General features: G+C 37.6%; 15 protein-coding genes. 2 read left to right on the top strand and 13 right to left on the bottom strand.

Annotated elements, in window-relative coordinates; genetic code table 11:
* Positions 1–158: 158 nt before the first annotated feature.
* The 3 genes from AB3219_RS06285 to groES all read right to left on the bottom strand — a co-directional run bounded on the left by AB3219_RS06285 (position 159) and on the right by groES (position 4,238).
* A complete protein-coding gene (locus AB3219_RS06285) occupies positions 159–1,994 on the bottom strand; it encodes an APC family permease (protein WP_216754209.1) in 1,836 nt (611 codons plus the stop codon).
* Positions 1,995–2,290: 296 nt separating this feature from the next.
* Complete coding sequence (gene groL, locus AB3219_RS06280; protein WP_216754208.1) at positions 2,291–3,922, bottom strand: chaperonin GroEL; 1,632 nt, start codon at positions 3,920–3,922, stop codon at positions 2,291–2,293.
* Positions 3,923–3,953: 31 nt separating this feature from the next.
* Complete coding sequence (gene groES, locus AB3219_RS06275; RefSeq protein ID WP_216754207.1) at positions 3,954–4,238, bottom strand: co-chaperone GroES; 285 nt, start codon at positions 4,236–4,238, stop codon at positions 3,954–3,956.
* A gap of 183 nt (positions 4,239–4,421) precedes the next feature.
* On the opposite strand from groES, the gene AB3219_RS06270 reads away from it, so the two are divergent.
* The gene (locus AB3219_RS06270; RefSeq protein WP_216754206.1) at positions 4,422–5,078 is read left to right on the top strand and encodes a CPBP family intramembrane glutamic endopeptidase; all 657 of its coding nucleotides are present in this window, start codon (positions 4,422–4,424) and stop codon (positions 5,076–5,078) included.
* Positions 5,079–5,082: 4 nt separating this feature from the next.
* On the opposite strand, the gene AB3219_RS06265 is transcribed toward AB3219_RS06270, so the two are convergent.
* Positions 5,083–5,706: a redox-sensing transcriptional repressor Rex gene (locus tag AB3219_RS06265; protein ID WP_216754205.1), complete on the bottom strand. Its 624-nt coding sequence runs from the start codon at positions 5,704–5,706 to the stop codon at positions 5,083–5,085.
* 112 nt (positions 5,707–5,818) lie between these two features.
* On the opposite strand from AB3219_RS06265, the gene AB3219_RS06260 reads away from it, so the two are divergent.
* Positions 5,819–7,756 carry an ABC-F family ATP-binding cassette domain-containing protein gene (locus AB3219_RS06260; RefSeq protein ID WP_263773355.1) on the top strand — a complete coding sequence of 646 codons (1,938 nt, stop codon included), beginning with the start codon at positions 5,819–5,821 and terminating at the stop codon, positions 7,754–7,756.
* 52 nt (positions 7,757–7,808) lie between these two features.
* Here AB3219_RS06260 and AB3219_RS06255 read toward each other — a convergent pair whose 3' ends face one another.
* The 9 genes from AB3219_RS06255 to holB form a co-directional block, all read right to left on the bottom strand.
* Entirely contained in the window at positions 7,809–8,804 is a 996-nt protein-coding gene (locus tag AB3219_RS06255) for a serine hydrolase (RefSeq protein WP_263773356.1), read from the bottom strand.
* Positions 8,805–8,824: 20 nt separating this feature from the next.
* The gene (gene tsaD / locus AB3219_RS06250; RefSeq protein WP_216754203.1) at positions 8,825–9,862 is read right to left on the bottom strand and encodes a tRNA (adenosine(37)-N6)-threonylcarbamoyltransferase complex transferase subunit TsaD; all 1,038 of its coding nucleotides are present in this window, start codon (positions 9,860–9,862) and stop codon (positions 8,825–8,827) included.
* A 7-nt stretch (positions 9,863–9,869) separates the two neighbouring features.
* Positions 9,870–10,445 (bottom strand): ribosomal protein S18-alanine N-acetyltransferase, encoded by a 576-nt coding sequence (gene rimI / locus AB3219_RS06245; protein WP_216754202.1) that lies wholly within the window; start codon positions 10,443–10,445, stop codon positions 9,870–9,872.
* Positions 10,429–11,154, bottom strand: coding sequence for a tRNA (adenosine(37)-N6)-threonylcarbamoyltransferase complex dimerization subunit type 1 TsaB (tsaB, locus tag AB3219_RS06240; RefSeq protein WP_216754201.1), 726 nt, complete (start codon positions 11,152–11,154; stop codon positions 10,429–10,431). The genes rimI and tsaB overlap by 17 nt, the downstream gene beginning before the upstream one ends.
* A 177-nt stretch (positions 11,155–11,331) precedes the next feature.
* Complete coding sequence (gene galE, locus AB3219_RS06235; protein WP_216754200.1) at positions 11,332–12,327, bottom strand: UDP-glucose 4-epimerase GalE; 996 nt, start codon at positions 12,325–12,327, stop codon at positions 11,332–11,334.
* A gap of 60 nt (positions 12,328–12,387) precedes the next feature.
* Positions 12,388–13,146, bottom strand: a complete 759-nt coding sequence (locus tag AB3219_RS06230; protein WP_216754199.1) for an acyl-[acyl-carrier-protein] thioesterase — start codon at positions 13,144–13,146, stop codon at positions 12,388–12,390.
* A gap of 32 nt (positions 13,147–13,178) precedes the next feature.
* The gene (gene rsmI, locus AB3219_RS06225) at positions 13,179–14,063 is read right to left on the bottom strand and encodes a 16S rRNA (cytidine(1402)-2'-O)-methyltransferase (RefSeq protein ID WP_057805810.1); all 885 of its coding nucleotides are present in this window, start codon (positions 14,061–14,063) and stop codon (positions 13,179–13,181) included.
* Positions 14,064–14,075: 12 nt separating this feature from the next.
* Positions 14,076–14,420 (bottom strand): DNA replication initiation control protein YabA, encoded by a 345-nt coding sequence (locus AB3219_RS06220; RefSeq protein ID WP_216754198.1) that lies wholly within the window; start codon positions 14,418–14,420, stop codon positions 14,076–14,078.
* 38 nt (positions 14,421–14,458) lie between these two features.
* Entirely contained in the window at positions 14,459–15,463 is a 1,005-nt protein-coding gene (gene holB / locus AB3219_RS06215; RefSeq protein ID WP_216754197.1) for a DNA polymerase III subunit delta', read from the bottom strand.
* Positions 15,464–15,487 lie beyond the last annotated feature (24 nt).

Genomic DNA, 15,487 nt, shown 5'->3' with positions numbered 1-15,487 from the left:
TAGACATTATAACTATTATACAAAGCCGACATAAGTAACACAAGTCATTTTATGATACCACTTACACCTTAAATCAAAACAAAAAACTGACGGTTTAATTATATTTTTATCACCGCCAGTTTGATTATTCCTTATTAAATTAACTAAATTTTAGAAAACTATTCATTTAAATGATAATGATAGGTTGAAACAATAATATTTTCGCGTGAATTAAGCGCTGCACGTAATCGCAATCCAGTTTGATTATGCAAAATATTTTGCCAAGGTCTTCGCGGAACAAACTGCGGTACAAGCACAGTGGTCGTATAGTTACGTTCTGATGCTCGTCGTGCAATCACATCGCAAAAACGTAAAGTTGGATTAGCGATTGATCGATACGAAGAATGAATATCTACAAATCGAACGTCAGGATACTCCGCTTTAAACTCAACTGCTGTCTTATGTTCTTTTTTAGGATCCGCATCAAACGAAACATGCATCGCAATTACATAATCGCCAATTGAACGCGCATAATTGATTGCTCCGGCGGTCACACGTGTGACATTGCTAACCAACACAATCACCGTTGAACCATCATAATCGTGCAGTTGAACTTTACCTTTGGCTGCAATACGCAGTTGTTTTGCGACTTTAACGTAATGTTGATGAATCTTATAGAACAATCGTAAAAGTGCAGGCATCACAATTAAGTAAGGCCAAACATTGCCAAAGTGTAAGAAGAACAAACAAACAACTAATCCAAGCGATAAAACTGCTCCCAATAAGTTTGCAGACGATTTTAATAACCAGTGTCCTGTCCGTTCACGGAACCAGTGAACGATCATCCCCGATTGTGATAGTGTAAACGGCACAAACACCCCCACTGCATAAAGTGGGATTAAGAGACTTGTTTGACCGTGGAAAATGATAATTAACACAATCGCACCAACGGCTAAAGAAATGATACCGTTAGAATAACCCAAACGATCTCCACGATCCATATAAGCATGTGGCATATATTTATCCTTAGCCAAATTATAAGCTAACATTGGAAATGCCGAAAAACCTGTGTTAGCTGCAACAGCCAAAATTAAAGCGGTCGATAATTGCAATAAATAGAAAAACAGACCGTGACCAAACACGGATTCTCCAATTTGAGAAAGAACGGTTTGATTTGCATTCGGTAAAATTCCACCAGCATAACTTAAGAATGTAATTCCAGCAAAGAAAACAGCCAAAATTAATGCCATGATTGCCAAAGTATTAGCAGCATTTTTACGACGTGGACGTTTAAAATTAGGAACAGCATTACTAATTGCTTCAACACCTGTTAAAGATGAAGAACCAGATGACAATGCCTTTAAGAAAAGGACAATGGTCATCCCGGGTACAGCAGAACCTAAACTGGCTGCAGCATGTGCCACAACACGACCAGTAATGATATTAAAGAAACCAATTCCAATCATAATGGTGATCATTACAATAAAGAAATAAACTGGAAAAGTTAAAAAAGAGGCCGAATCTCTCAAACCCCGTAAATTGAGAGCCATAATACCAATAACAATTAAAATTGCAATTGGAACTGCATAAGCATGAAGACTAGGAATGGCTGAAGTAATTGCTTCAGTTCCTGAAGTGACACTAACGGCCACGGTCAACATGTAATCTACTAGCAAAGATCCACCGGCAACCAATCCAGCTGACTGTCCCCAATTAGTACTAGCAACAACGTACGCACCACCACCAGATGGATACGCATTAATAATTTGTCGATACGAGATGATAATTGCAAACAAAAGAACTAAAACAATTCCCGCTACCGGGATTGCATACCAAGTTGCCGCTGCCGAAAGAACCAGTAAAACAGAAAGAATCTGTTCAGTTCCGTAAGCAATGGATGACAAAGCATCTGAAGACAACAAAGCCAAAGCTCTAAACTTAGTTAATGATTGTCCACCTTCATCTAAAGTTTTTAACGGTTTTCCAATCAAGAGCCGTTTTAGATAACGCCACATTTTATAATGCTCCTCTACAAAAATAAAATTAACCCGAGTAAAAACTCGGGCAGTGCAAATCAAAAATAAGTTTACTACAAATGAATCTGTTATTCTATATCCAGTTTTCATTTTTTCATGAAATTCGCGAACTTAAATGCAAACTGATTACCACGCAATCCATTCAAACACATCTCAGAACGAAGTGCAACTTTAATATTCATTTTCATATTAATCGGCTTTTTATCATTAATTTACAACAAAAAAAGCCTCAAAATCAGATTTTTCTGACTTTGAGACTTTAAACCATTTATAGCTTACATCATGCCGCCCATACCACCTGGTTGTGGTTGTGCACCAGCTGCAGCATCATCCTTTGGTTCGGGCTTATCAGCAACAACAGCTTCTGTTGTTAATAACAAAGCTGAAACACTGGCAGCGTTTTGCAAAGCTGAACGTGTCACCTTAGTTGGATCAACAATTCCAGCCTTAACCATGTCATCCCAGTTACCAGTAGCAGCATTGTAGCCAATACCTGGTTTTTGTTTCTTCAAGTTCTCAACAACGACAGAACCCTCGGCACCAGCATTTTCTGCAATTTGACGAACTGGTTCTTCTAAAGCACGTTTAACAATATTAACACCAGTTAACTCATCGCCATCAGCCTTGATACCATCAAGTGATGAAATTGCATTAACTAAAGCAGTACCACCACCAGGAACAAAGCCTTCTTCAACAGCGGCTCTTGTGGCATTCAATGCATCTTCAATTCGGTACTTCTTCTCTTTTAATTCTGTTTCAGTAGCTGCACCGACACGGACAACAGCCACACCGCCAGCTAATTTAGCCAAACGTTCTTGCAACTTTTCTTTATCAAAATCAGAAGTAGTTTCTGAAATTTGTTGTTTGATTGTTGCAACTCGTTCTGCAATTTGGTCTTTGTTACCAGCACCTTCAACGATAGTTGTATCATCTTTTGTAACTGTAACTTTGTTGGCTTGACCTAACTGATCAATAGTCGTATCTTTCAAGTTCAACCCTAAATCATCAGTAATAACTGTTCCACCTGTTAAAATACCGATATCTTCAAGTTGTGCCTTACGACGATCACCAAAGCCAGGTGCCTTAACAGCTACAACATTAAAGGTTCCACGCATTTTGTTCAATACCAAAGTTGGTAAAGCTTCACCTGTAATGTCATCAGCAATAATTAAAAGTGAACGACTTTGTTCAACAACAGATTGCAATAATGGCAGAATATCTTGGATGTTGCTAATCTTTTTGTCAGTAATTAAGATGTACGGATTATCTAGATCTGCTTCCATCTTATCGTTATCAGTAACCATGTATTGTGACATGTAGCCACGATCGAATTGCATTCCTTCAACCACATCAAGTGTTGTATCAACACCACGTGACTCTTCAACTGTAATTACACCATCGTTACCCACTTTTTCCATGGCGTCAGCAATCAACTTACCAACTTCTTCATTAGCAGCTGAAATTGAAGCAACCTGAGCAATATCATCCTTAGTCTTAACATCATGAGACATCTTGTGAAGACCTTCAACAGCTGCCTTAGTTGCACGTTCAATTCCGCGACGAATTCCAACAGGATTAGCACCAGCAGTTACGTTCTTCATACCTTCATTAACAATTGCTTGTGTCAAAACAGTTGCCGTTGTTGTACCATCGCCGGCAATGTCATTTGTCTTAGAAGCAACTTCGGATACTAACTTAGCACCCATATTTTCAAAATGATCTTCAAGATCGATTGCTTTAGCAATTGTGACACCATCATTTGTAATTGTTGGTGAACCGTAAGACTGTTCCAAAACAACGTTACGACCCCTTGGTCCAATGGTTGATTTAACTGTATCAGCTAATTTATCAACACCCTTTAACATTTTTGTTCGTGCATCTTCAGAAAATTTAATTTCTTTTGCCATAAATATTTCACCTCAAAATTTTTTAGTTTGTTTAGTCAATAACTGCTACAATATCTTTTTCATGAAGTACCAAGTACTTCTTGCCTTCATACGAAACTTCAGTACCGGCATACTTATCAAAAATTACTGTATCGCCGGCCTTAACAGAAGGTGCAACCTTTTCACCGTTATCTAGTACGCGTCCTTCACCCACAGCAACAACTTTGCCGCTTTGTGACTTTTCCTTAGCATTACTTGCAAGGACAATGCCACCAACAGTTTGTTCTTCTTCTTCCTGTGCTTCTAGTATCACGCGATCTCCTAATGGTTTTAACAAAATGAATCCCTCCAGTTATATATTTATGAATATTTAGCACTCTTAGTTGTTAAGTGCTAACAACAATATTTACTATATCATTCTTAAACTAGAATGCAAGTATTTTACTGACCTTTTTTGACAAAAGGCTTTTCGAACCGCGCAAACATGCTATACTAAGGGAATACTTGTGAGGTGTTCAGTATGAAACTTGAAAAGAAATCCATCTATATATTAATTACGTATTTAATCATTTATCTCTTGCCAAGTTTTTTAAATAGTTCCTTTAAATTAACACATGCAGTAATTTTTAATGTTCAAATTATTGATTATTTGGTCGGTGCCATTATTCTAAGTTTCTTGGCCTTTCATGATATGCCTAAAAACTATCCTGAAAAAAAATCGAGCCATGCTTGGCAGATTGTTCTGTGGGGCATTCTCGGTTTTATTATTGTCATAATTTTGCAAACGATTATTCTTCGCTTAACCATTCAGGCTGGGGGCAACGCTGCTTCTCAAAATACGAATAATTTGTTAGCCATTGTCAAACACTATCCACTGTATGCCCTAATTCTTATAGTCGGGGCACCCATTATGGAAGAGATTGTTTTCCGCAAAGTACTTTTTGGCAATCTTGCGACATTATTTGGTTTTCTCGGCCCCAATATTGCCCAGCTTCTTACCGCACTGCTGGCTAGTACTTTATTTGCGTTTGCACATGCAGACGGTCACTTAGTTTTATACGGTGCTATTGGCTTATGGTTTTGTTGGCTTTATCATCATACCGGCAAAATTCAAACTTCCATGATTGCACATATATTAATGAACTCTTTAGTTGTTTTACCTCTATTGACTCTTTAAACCATTAATCATGATTAATTGCGTAAATTAAAGTCTGAAGTTCATTAGTTAAATCAATATTTTGAATTCGAATGCCATCTGGAACAGAAATTCGAACCGTCGTGAAATTCATAATTCCTTTAATACCAGCTTGCATTAATTTATCGACAACTTTTTGTGCAATAGTTGCGGGAATCGTAATAATGGCAATTTCAATCCGTTGATCTTTAAGTTGTTCTTGCAATTGGTCCATTCTGTATACTGGCACATTACTTTGAACCGACCCAATCAACTGGGGATCAATATCAAACGCTGCGCTAATACGTACATTGCTATTTTTATGAAAATTAAAATTTAACAACGCATGCCCTAAATTTCCAACGCCAATTAACGCCACATTAGTCAATGTGTCTTGATCCAAAATTTTCTTAAAAAAATCAATGAGTTTGTGAACATCATAACCGTAGCCCCGTTTACCTAGCGGACCAAAATAGGAAAAATCGCGTCTAATCGTCGCCGCATCAACTTGAATAGATTCAGCTAATTCTGCTGAAGAAACACGTAATTTATTTGCATACAATAAGTTATTTAAATAGCGATAATAAAGTGGTAACCGTTTTGCGGTCGCTTCTGGAATTTTAGTTTCCATCCTTAAACCTCCAATGAAGTTTGTGAATAATTAACAAGCTCTATTTTACCACTTACAACAAGAAACAAAATTTAAGATATAATAAAATAGCAACATGAAAGGATGAATGATTGTGATCTTATTACAGGCTCAAGATGTTAGCCGTGAGTTTAGCGGCGACCCCTTGTTTTCTCATGTAACTTTTGATATTCAAGAACAGGATAGAATCGGACTAGTTGGCAGAAACGGTGCCGGCAAAACAACCCTGCTCAAAATGTTAATTGGCGACACACAACCAGATAGTGGCGAAATCACAACCAAAAAAGAGCTATCAATCGGTTACCTTGCACAAAATCAAGGCTTAAATACTGATAACTTAATCTGGGATGAAATGCTGACAGTTTTCAAAAAAGTAATTCAACTCGAAAAAGAGATTCATGAATTAGAAAAACAACTTGGTGATCCAACTATTATTGCTAATTCTGAAAAATTTGAAAAGCTGTCTAATGTATATGATCAAAAACAACAAACGTTTAAAGCACAAAACGGTTTCGGCTATCAGGCTGAAATTCGAGGAGTTTTACATGGCTTTGGCTTTGAAGAATCAGTTTATCAACGATCCGTAAATACACTGTCAGGCGGTCAAAAGACTAAATTAGCGTTGGCCAAATTATTGTTAGAGCAACATGATCTGCTAGTTTTGGATGAACCAACCAATCATCTTGATATGAATACATTGACCTGGTTGGAAAAATACATTAAGTCATACAGCGGTGCCCTACTTATTGTGTCCCATGATCGTTATTTTTTGGATCATGTGGTCACGCGTACTCTTGATTTAGATCGAAAAACGTTGACAACTTATACAGGAAATTATTCCGATTATGTAGATCAAAAAGCAGCACGTTTAAAGAGCGAGTGGAAAGCTTATGAAAAACAGCAAACTAAAATCGATAAACTAGAAGATTTCGTTAACAAAAACTTGGTTCGTGCTTCTACTACCAAAAGAGCACAAAGCAGACGAAAACAATTAGAAAAAATGACCGTTTTAGAGCGTCCTACCGATAATAACGCCAAAATGCACTTCCATTTTGCTGCCAAACATTCTAGCGGTAACGTTGTGTTAACTGTGCAAAACGCTGCCATCGGTTATGATCAACACGTTTTATCATCACCAATAAATATTGAGTTAAACAAACACCATGTTCTGGGTATTGTGGGACCAAACGGAATTGGAAAATCAACTTTATTAAAAAGTATCCTTGGACAAATTCCATTGCTTGCTGGCACTGTGAAACTTGGAGCTGGTGTTGAAATTGGATACTACGACCAGGAACAACACAATTTGGATGATAAAAAAACCGTTTTAAATGAATTATGGGATCAACACCCATTAGTATCAGAAAAAGATATTCGTTCCTTACTTGGCAGTTTTTTATTTTCTGGAGATGATGTTTTAAAACCCGTTAAAAACTTAAGTGGTGGTGAACGAGCAAGGCTGCTCCTAACCAAACTCACCATGCAGGCTGACAATTTCTTAATTTTGGATGAACCTACTAATCATTTAGATATTGATAGTCGTGAAGTACTTGAAAATGCGCTTAATGAGTTCGATGGCACTGTCCTATTTGTCTCACATGATCGTTATTTCATTAATCGTGTGGCCACTGAGATTCTTGAAATTTCACCTCAAGGCAGTCAGCTATTCTTAGGCGATTACGACTATTACCTAATGAAAAAAGAAGATCAGAAAGTGACTTCATCCACGGCTACAAACCAGGCAACCACGGTCACTGACAATAATTCTAAAAAACAAGATTATCTCGCTTCTAAAGAGGATCAAAAAGCTCAACGTAAACTACAACGAGAAGTTGAAAAACAAGAAAATAAATTAGATGAGTTGGCTGCAACTGAGAATAAAATTCAAACTCAAATGGCGGATCCGCAATTCTTCCATGATCATTTGAAGCTTGAAGAACTGCAAAACACCTTAACCGCAACACAAGCACAAATCACGGAAGTTGAAAATAAATGGACTCAGCTTAGTGAACAACTTGAAAAATTAAACTAAAAAAGACCAAGTTTTGGACAGCTTTTGCAGCTGCAAAACTTGATCTTTTTAATTATTCACCAAAGAATAAATCCAATAACCGATCTCGATCTTCATTCCATCGACTATCTTCTCGGGTTGGGTAATTTTGGTTGGTCAAAAAGACAAATCCACGTTTATTTTCTGGATCAAATGCTAAGATTGTGCCTGTATATCCAGTTTGGACATACTGTTCTTTATGGTTAATACGACGCCAACCTAGTGTCCGGCCATTTTCATCGTAGCTTGCCATCAAATCAAATAAATTAGGATCCAAAACTTCTTTTTTCTGATATTTTCCCCGATTAATCATCATTTCGGTAAACACGGTTAAATCACTTAACGTAGAGAAAAGACCGGAGTGCCCGCTTTCACCATTCAGCAAAAGAGCCTTGTAATCATGCACCTGTCCTTGAATTTGACCACGCTGAGCATCAACTTCAGTTGGAACAAACCGAGACTTCGGTCGGTTCAAATTATATCCTGTATTCGTCATCGCAAGTGGATACCAAATGTGATCCTGAACACTCTTATCGATTGAACCATTCAAAGTACGAATGATTAATCCCAATAAAATAAAGCCCAGATCAGAATAAACGGTTTTTTCGCCAGGTTTGTAGACCAAAGGATCCTCATACAGTTTCTTGATAAGTTCCACACCAGTTAGATTATGTTCATTTTCAACATCCGCGGGTAACCCACTGTTATACAATAAAAGATTTTCAATTGTCACTTCAGGATGGGAAAAGCCAGGTAAATAGGCGGTAACCGAATCCTTTAATCCTAATTCGTGAACTGCTAACAATTGAAACACTCTGGTTGTGGTTGCGACCACTTTAGTCAAGGAAGATAAATCATAAATCATTGAAGGATCTAATCGTTCTGCAAACGCATCCTTACCTTGAAATCCATGGTAAAAGCTATCAATTTGATTTTCATTAATAAAACTAAAAGAAGCGCCATAGATATCACCACGAGCAATAATCATATCGATTTCATTTTTCAATTTAGTAAATTTTTTATCTGTCATGCCCTTGTCTCCACTTCGTTTTATTTGACAGCATCTGGTACCCAGTCAAATTCCAAACTTGGTTCTGCATTTAAACTTGCATCTGCAAATACATGATGTTTCATAGTAACGTAACCAGCTGCACCAATCATTGCAGCATTGTCGCCACATAATTCTAACGGCGCCTTAACAAAATCTAAATCTGGATATTTTTCGTTCAGCTTTGCTGACAAAGTATCCCTTAAACCATGGTTAGCTGCCACTCCACCGGCCAAAATTAGTTGCTTAATTGAAAACTGTTTGCAAGCCCACAATGTTTTTTCAACAATTACATCAACCACACTTTGTTGAAAACTAGCCGCTAGATCAGCACGGTCAAGCGTTTCATTAATCTGGTCCGCATGGTGAACTGTATTGATAAAAGCACTCTTCAAACCACTGAAACTGAAATCAAAGTTATCTTCATGCATCATTGCCCGCGGAAAATGAAAACTATCCTTCCCCTTATGAGCTAATTCATCAATGTCTTTACCAGCTGGATAAGTCATCCCCAGCACACGGCCAATCTTATCATACGCCTCTCCAGCTGCATCATCGCGTGTTTCACCAATAATTTGAAATTCATTTTCATATGGCATGTAAACTAACTCAGTGTGACCGCCTGATACCAACAAAGCCATTGCTGGAAAGACAATTGGTTTAACAAAACGAGCCGCGTAAATATGACCGGCCATATGGTTTACAGGTACTAAAGGTAAATTATTAGCATAGGCAAAGGCTTTTGCCGCCGCAACACCAACTAACAAAGCACCAACTAATCCAGGCCCATAAGTAACCGCCACCGCGGTCAAATCAGATGGTTTCACATTAGCTTCTTCCAAAGCTTCATCAATACAAATTGTAACCTGTTCAATATGGTGACGACTGGCCACTTCTGGCACGACTCCACCAAAACGTTTATGACTATTAATTTGTGTTGCAATCACGTTAGATAAAATCTTCTCGCCGTTTTCGATAACTGCGACGCTGGTTTCATCACAACTTGATTCAAACGCTAAAATTAAATTTTTTTTGCGCATAATTCTCCTAATCCTTTTGTGTCAGATTTAATGTCATATCGATGGCATCTTCGTGATCACCAAAGTAATAATGTGCCTTTATGCCAGTTTTTTCAAATCTAAGCTTCAAATATAAAGCCTGAGCACTGATATTACTTTTTCTCACTTCTAGCGTAATCTTTTTATAACCAATGTATTCAGCCTTATCAATCATTACCTTAAGTAAATAGGAACCAATCCCTCGATTTTGTTTATCTTCCACCACTGCTACATTGGTAATATGTGCAGTCGCCGTTCGATCATCAAAGGAGGCCCCGATAAAACCCAGCATGCGGTCATGGTAACGAATGACTAAATAAAGGCGATCAAATTTACGCCGTAATTCATTTGCAAAAGCTGCGCGATCCCAAGGTGTTTGCCCTTCATAAACAGAACGTTCTACATTCAAAATATCGGGGATATCTGGAATCATCGCTTTAGCAATGAAATAAGTATCATCTTCAATTCGAATCACATGATCGTGAATTTCAAAAGCTTGCTCTCGCAATTGTTTAGTTCGATTAAAAAAGCGATTTTTGATAAATTCTTTAATTTCTTTCAACATACGGCTTCGTATCCTCGTGTGGATGTTTTTTCTTCCATTCAACTTCGGCTTCTGTCAGGCGCAAATACTTAGGTACAAAGTTGAATGGATGTTCAACGGGTGTTGCTTGCAATCCAAGTTGTCCCAAAACAAAAGCATTAGGCAAATTTTCTGCATGTGACACTTGATGAAAATTATCAGCTAACTGTAATTTTAAAGTTTCAGCATAAATAGCCACATCTTGTCCCACAAACCAAACTGGCGCTTTCATTTCCACTAAGTTTGCAACCAAATGTTTAACAGAAATATGGCGATCTTCCATCAATGTATCCCAACCCGTGGTAGTTCGTTGATAAATTCCCGCAAAAACATTATCTCTGCGAGCATCAAACAAAGGTACAATAATGCGTCCTGTATCATTTACATTGGCTGCCAAAGCTTTCAAACTGGAAATTCCCACTAAATCAATATCTAAGGTATAAGCCAAAGTCTTTGCTGTGGTTGTCGCAATTCGCAGTCCGGTATATGAGCCAGGGCCTTGTGCCACAACTATTCGATCCAAATCATTTGGTGATAACCCTGTTTGTTTCAAAAGGTCTTCCACAATCGGAAGCAATTGAATACTATGATTTTTACGAATATTTGTTGTTGTCATGGCTAACAACTGGTTATCATTGAGGACCGCTGCACTTAACGGTCGATTTGAAGTGTCTAATGCCAATACTTTCATAAGCCATTCCTTTTCATCATTAATATCTCGTACATTTTAAGTTTAAAGCAATCTTTATTGTTCAAAAACTAGCCCTTTTTCGTATTCTTCCCTAAATATCTTATCACAATTTTTAAGTTGAATGACCATTCATAAAAAAGAACTCGAAATCATCAACGATTCGCGAGTTCTCCAGTTCTAGTTTTCTTCTTCAAACCCATTAGGATGTTTTTGTGTCCAATTCCAGGCTGTCTTGATGATTTCATGAATATCATCATACTTTGGCTGCCATTTTAATACTTCTCTAGCCTTATCACTTTTAGCTACAAGCGTATCAGGATCACCAGGTCGACGAGCCGCAATTTTGGCAGGAATTTCTTTACCAGTTGCCTGACGAGCTGCTTCCAGAATTTGTTTGACAGAGAAACCAGTTGACGATCCCAAATTAAAGGCATTACTGTCATTACCAGCCTGTAAATATTTCATTGCTAAAATATGTGCATCAGCTAAGTCAGTAACATGCACATAATCACGGACATTTGTTCCATCAGCCGTAGCATAATCGTCCCCATAAATCTGTAGTTCGGCACGTTTTCCAGCTGCAACTTGTAAAACAATCGGGATTAAATGTGTTTCTGGATGATGATCCTCACCAATACTCCCATCATCTGCTGCACCGGCAACATTAAAGTATCGTAGAGCAACAAATTTAATTCCATATGCAATGTCAGCCCAATGCATGATTTTTTCCATCATTAGTTTGCTTTCACCATATGGATTAATTGGAGCCTGTATATCGGTTTCCTTAATTGTGGCATGTTCTGGGTTTCCGTATGTGGCAGCTGTTGAAGAAAAGACAATTCGTGAAACGTGATTAGCATGCATTGCTTCCAATAATGTAATCACACCACCCGTATTATTGTCAAAATACTTCAATGGATCTTTCATTGATTCAGGAACAATTGAAAAAGCCGCAAAATGAATAACTGTATCAATTGATTCTTTTTGAAAAACTTGGTCTAAAAACGCCCGATCTCGAACGTCTCCTTTATAAAAACGAGCCTGTTTATCAACGGCTTGTCGATGTCCGGTCACTAAGTTATCAATAACGACAACATCTTCATTTTGTTCAACTAATCTTTTCACCATATGCGAACCAATGTATCCTGCTCCGCCAAGAACTAAAACTGACATATTTTGCCTCCTGCATATTCTCATTTTGCCTTAATTATACTATAGCACTTACACAACGAATTAATCACTTATTGATTTCCAACTACATTCAGCCTCACAATAAACTTCACCATTAACTGTCATTCTATGTAAGGTAACCAATTTATTGACCGCATCCGTTTCTTTAACCACTTCACTGGTCACAATATGTCCATATTGAATTTCTTTATGATACTGAATGTTCAAACGAGTCGGCACATGCGTTTGCAAAAATTCAGCTGGCAAAACATCTAATAACCATTCAAAATAATGAGAGTTATTTACATGACCATTTGTATCAAGATCAAAATAACGAACTGGATATTGCTTAGCAGTTGTTGTTTGATCATCCGTAATTTTTTGAACACGTGGCAAACGGGTAAGTCGCTTGACCTCATCACTGCCATAAGGATCAATTAGTTCAGGAATTAGCTTTCCCATCCGTCGTGTTTTGTGATTCATCAATACAAAATTACTATTTACACTTAGTAAGTTATCTCCTTGCTCATTTTCAACGGAGAAATGGCGTTCACAAAAGAACTTATTGTGAGCTGTTGCTTCGGTTCCTAATTTGATGGTTGAACCAATTTCTGGTAATTGATTAATTTTCATTAAATATTGTGTAACTACCCAGCCCACTCCATATTTCAAGACTTCTGGTGATCCTACTCCTAGCTCTTCACTTTGATCTTCTGAAGCCAAAACCATTAAGTTTACTAGCATTGGAATCGAAGCATGATAAGTTCGATCCCCATCATAATATACCAAGCGATGATTTTCACTAAATTTCTTTCCAGCCACGCGTCATTCTCCTCTTTTCATCTCTTTTGCCATTACTCCGAATCACGCAGATGATGATATGTTGCATAAACATCTTGTTTTCTCAATCCCCGTAATTTAGCAACTTGTTTAATGGCATCATTCGGTTTTTCACCAGCACTAATTAAATTTGTAATTTGATCCTCTAGCGACATTGCTGGTAAAGCTTCGGTTGAGGCTTGTGAAGCATGCTGATTTCCTTCGACGATTATCACAAACTCACCACGAATTTCATTTTCTGTTGCCCACGTCAAAAGCTCTTGTAAACTTCCCCGTAAAAATTCTTCAAATTTTTTGGTAAGTTCGCGACAAAGAACTGCTTGCCGTTCTTCACCAAAGATTGTATTCATATTCGTCAAAGTCTTCTTTAAACGATGCGGTGCTTCATAAATGATCAGCGTTTCCTCTTTATTTACCAACTTTTCTAGTTGTTGTTTTTGCTCTGTTTGTTTACGATTCAAAAAGCCAAAAAAGTAAAACGGTTGTGGCGAAAGACCAGAAGCAATCAATGCAGTTAACCCCGCATTTGCTCCCGGTAATGGCACAACAGAAATGTGTTGTTTTATACAGGCCACCACTAAGTCATGTCCTGGATCACTAATTGAAGGCATCCCCGCATCACTAACTTGCGCAATATTTTCACCATCAAGTAATCGTTTAACTAACTCTGGAACCCGTTGTCTTGTATTATATTCATGAAAACTAATTTGTTTGGTTTCAATATCAAAATGATTCAATAACTTCTGTGTATTTCTTGTGTCTTCAGAAGCAATAACATCAACCTTTTTTAGTGTTTCCACACTTCGAAAAGTCATATCTCCTAAATTACCAATTGGGGTAGGCACAAGATAAAGAATCCCACTAGTTTGATCTTTAGCAAAGCTTTTTTGTGATTGCAAAATTAGTCTCCTTTAACGATCTCCATAAATAACATCGAGGCAAAAAGCACACGGTTCATCATTTTCACGATGCTTGCCAAACCATTCGTTGCAAACATGATAGCCTCGTCCATATAATTTCTCCAGATTTTTTCGTGATTTGGAGAGACCATGTTTAGTGCTTTTTTGAGCTTCTTTTTTTGATGGCCGTTCATACTTTTCAAGTTGTTCACGTAAATGATCATTTTCAATAACCAATTCCGCATTTTCTTCAAGAATTTCGGCCATTCCATTTTGAAGTTCCTTAATTTGATCTAACATTTTTTGTGCTTGATCTTGAATGCCATTGAAACTCTCGTATATCTCCCGTTTGTTCACAATCTCACCTCATTCACAATGATTAATTCTGGAATCTTTTAATAAGTTTGGCACAATCTGATCGTCAAGGATTCAAGCACATTTTGAAAACTAACATTGCGATTTAGTAAACTTTTTGCTGCTAAAGCTTTTTCCGTAGCTTGCATTAATGCCGAAGTTGTTTTATTGACGAGTTGTTTTTCAATCTGTTTGTCTTGATTTGGAAAACTTAACCTTAGATTCTGAGGATTGACCTTTAATAACAAAGCCTCTCGACAGTACAACATGACAATATCAAGAATCAACTGTTGGGTTTCTTTTGTTTTTGCCAAACCAACGATATTTGCCTGAACCTCCACAAACGCACGCATATCTTTGTTGAAACTTAGTAAAAACCACCTACTTATCGCAGCTTGTACCTGTGCTAACCAATCATCTTTAACCCAATTTTCAACCTCAACAACACTATTAGTCAAGTTCATTGCCATCGCAATCAAACTAGGTGTAATTTGTTGATCTTGTAATTGTGCTTTAAACTGCTCCGGTACCAACGGTTTTAATTCCACAACTTCTGTTCGTGAAATAATTGTAGGTAACATCAGGTTTTTATTAGTTGTTAACAAAAATGCCGTCACGTTAGGACTAGGTTCCTCAATAAATTTTAGCAAACTATTGGCCGCACCTGCCGTCATTTTATCCGCATCGGAGATAATAAAGATCTTTTGATTCCCTTCAACGGCACTTTTTGTAAATTCAGATTTAAGAAAACGCACTTGATCAACTTTGATACTTTGCCCGTCAGGTTTCACAATGACGACGTCGGGATGCTGGCCAGTGCTGATTCGTCGACATTCCTGACACTGTCCACAGGGGTCATTATCTTTTACATTTAAACAAAAAAGACGCATTGCAATCCAAGTTGCCAATTCGTCTTTTCCAATTCCTGATTCTCCAGCAAACAAATAGGCATGTGCCAATTTGTGGTCAGCAATGATTTGGGCAAAATGTTTAAGCAACTCTGGTTGTTTATTTAAAACTGCCGTTTGAATTCCGTCTTCCGTCATTTTGCTACTCCTTCGCTGCTGTCC

It is taken from the genome of Pediococcus ethanolidurans (genome assembly GCF_964062635.1).
In the GTDB taxonomy this organism is placed as follows: Bacteria; Bacillota; Bacilli; order Lactobacillales; family Lactobacillaceae; genus Pediococcus; species Pediococcus ethanolidurans.
Note: the sequence above shows the minus strand (reverse complement) of the source record. Positions and strands in the feature narration are given on the sequence as shown.

Bases quoted from the DNA above. Each gene is read 5' to 3' on its own strand.
- AB3219_RS06285 (WP_216754209.1), bottom strand. From the start codon at position 1,994: ATGTGGCGTTATCTAAAACGGCTCTTGATTGGAAAACCGTTAAAAACT.
- groL (WP_216754208.1), bottom strand. From the start codon at position 3,922: ATGGCAAAAGAAATTAAATTTTCTGAAGATGCACGAACAAAAATGTTA.
- AB3219_RS06270 (WP_216754206.1), top strand. From the start codon at position 4,422: ATGAAACTTGAAAAGAAATCCATCTATATATTAATTACGTATTTAATC.
- AB3219_RS06265 (WP_216754205.1), bottom strand. From the start codon at position 5,706: ATGGAAACTAAAATTCCAGAAGCGACCGCAAAACGGTTACCACTTTAT.
- AB3219_RS06255 (WP_263773356.1), bottom strand. From the start codon at position 8,804: ATGACAGATAAAAAATTTACTAAATTGAAAAATGAAATCGATATGATT.
- tsaD (WP_216754203.1), bottom strand. From the start codon at position 9,862: ATGCGCAAAAAAAATTTAATTTTAGCGTTTGAATCAAGTTGTGATGAA.
- rimI (WP_216754202.1), bottom strand. From the start codon at position 10,445: ATGTTGAAAGAAATTAAAGAATTTATCAAAAATCGCTTTTTTAATCGA.
- tsaB (WP_216754201.1), bottom strand. From the start codon at position 11,154: ATGAAAGTATTGGCATTAGACACTTCAAATCGACCGTTAAGTGCAGCG.
- galE (WP_216754200.1), bottom strand. From the start codon at position 12,327: ATGTCAGTTTTAGTTCTTGGCGGAGCAGGATACATTGGTTCGCATATG.
- holB (WP_216754197.1), bottom strand. From the start codon at position 15,463: ATGACGGAAGACGGAATTCAAACGGCAGTTTTAAATAAACAACCAGAG.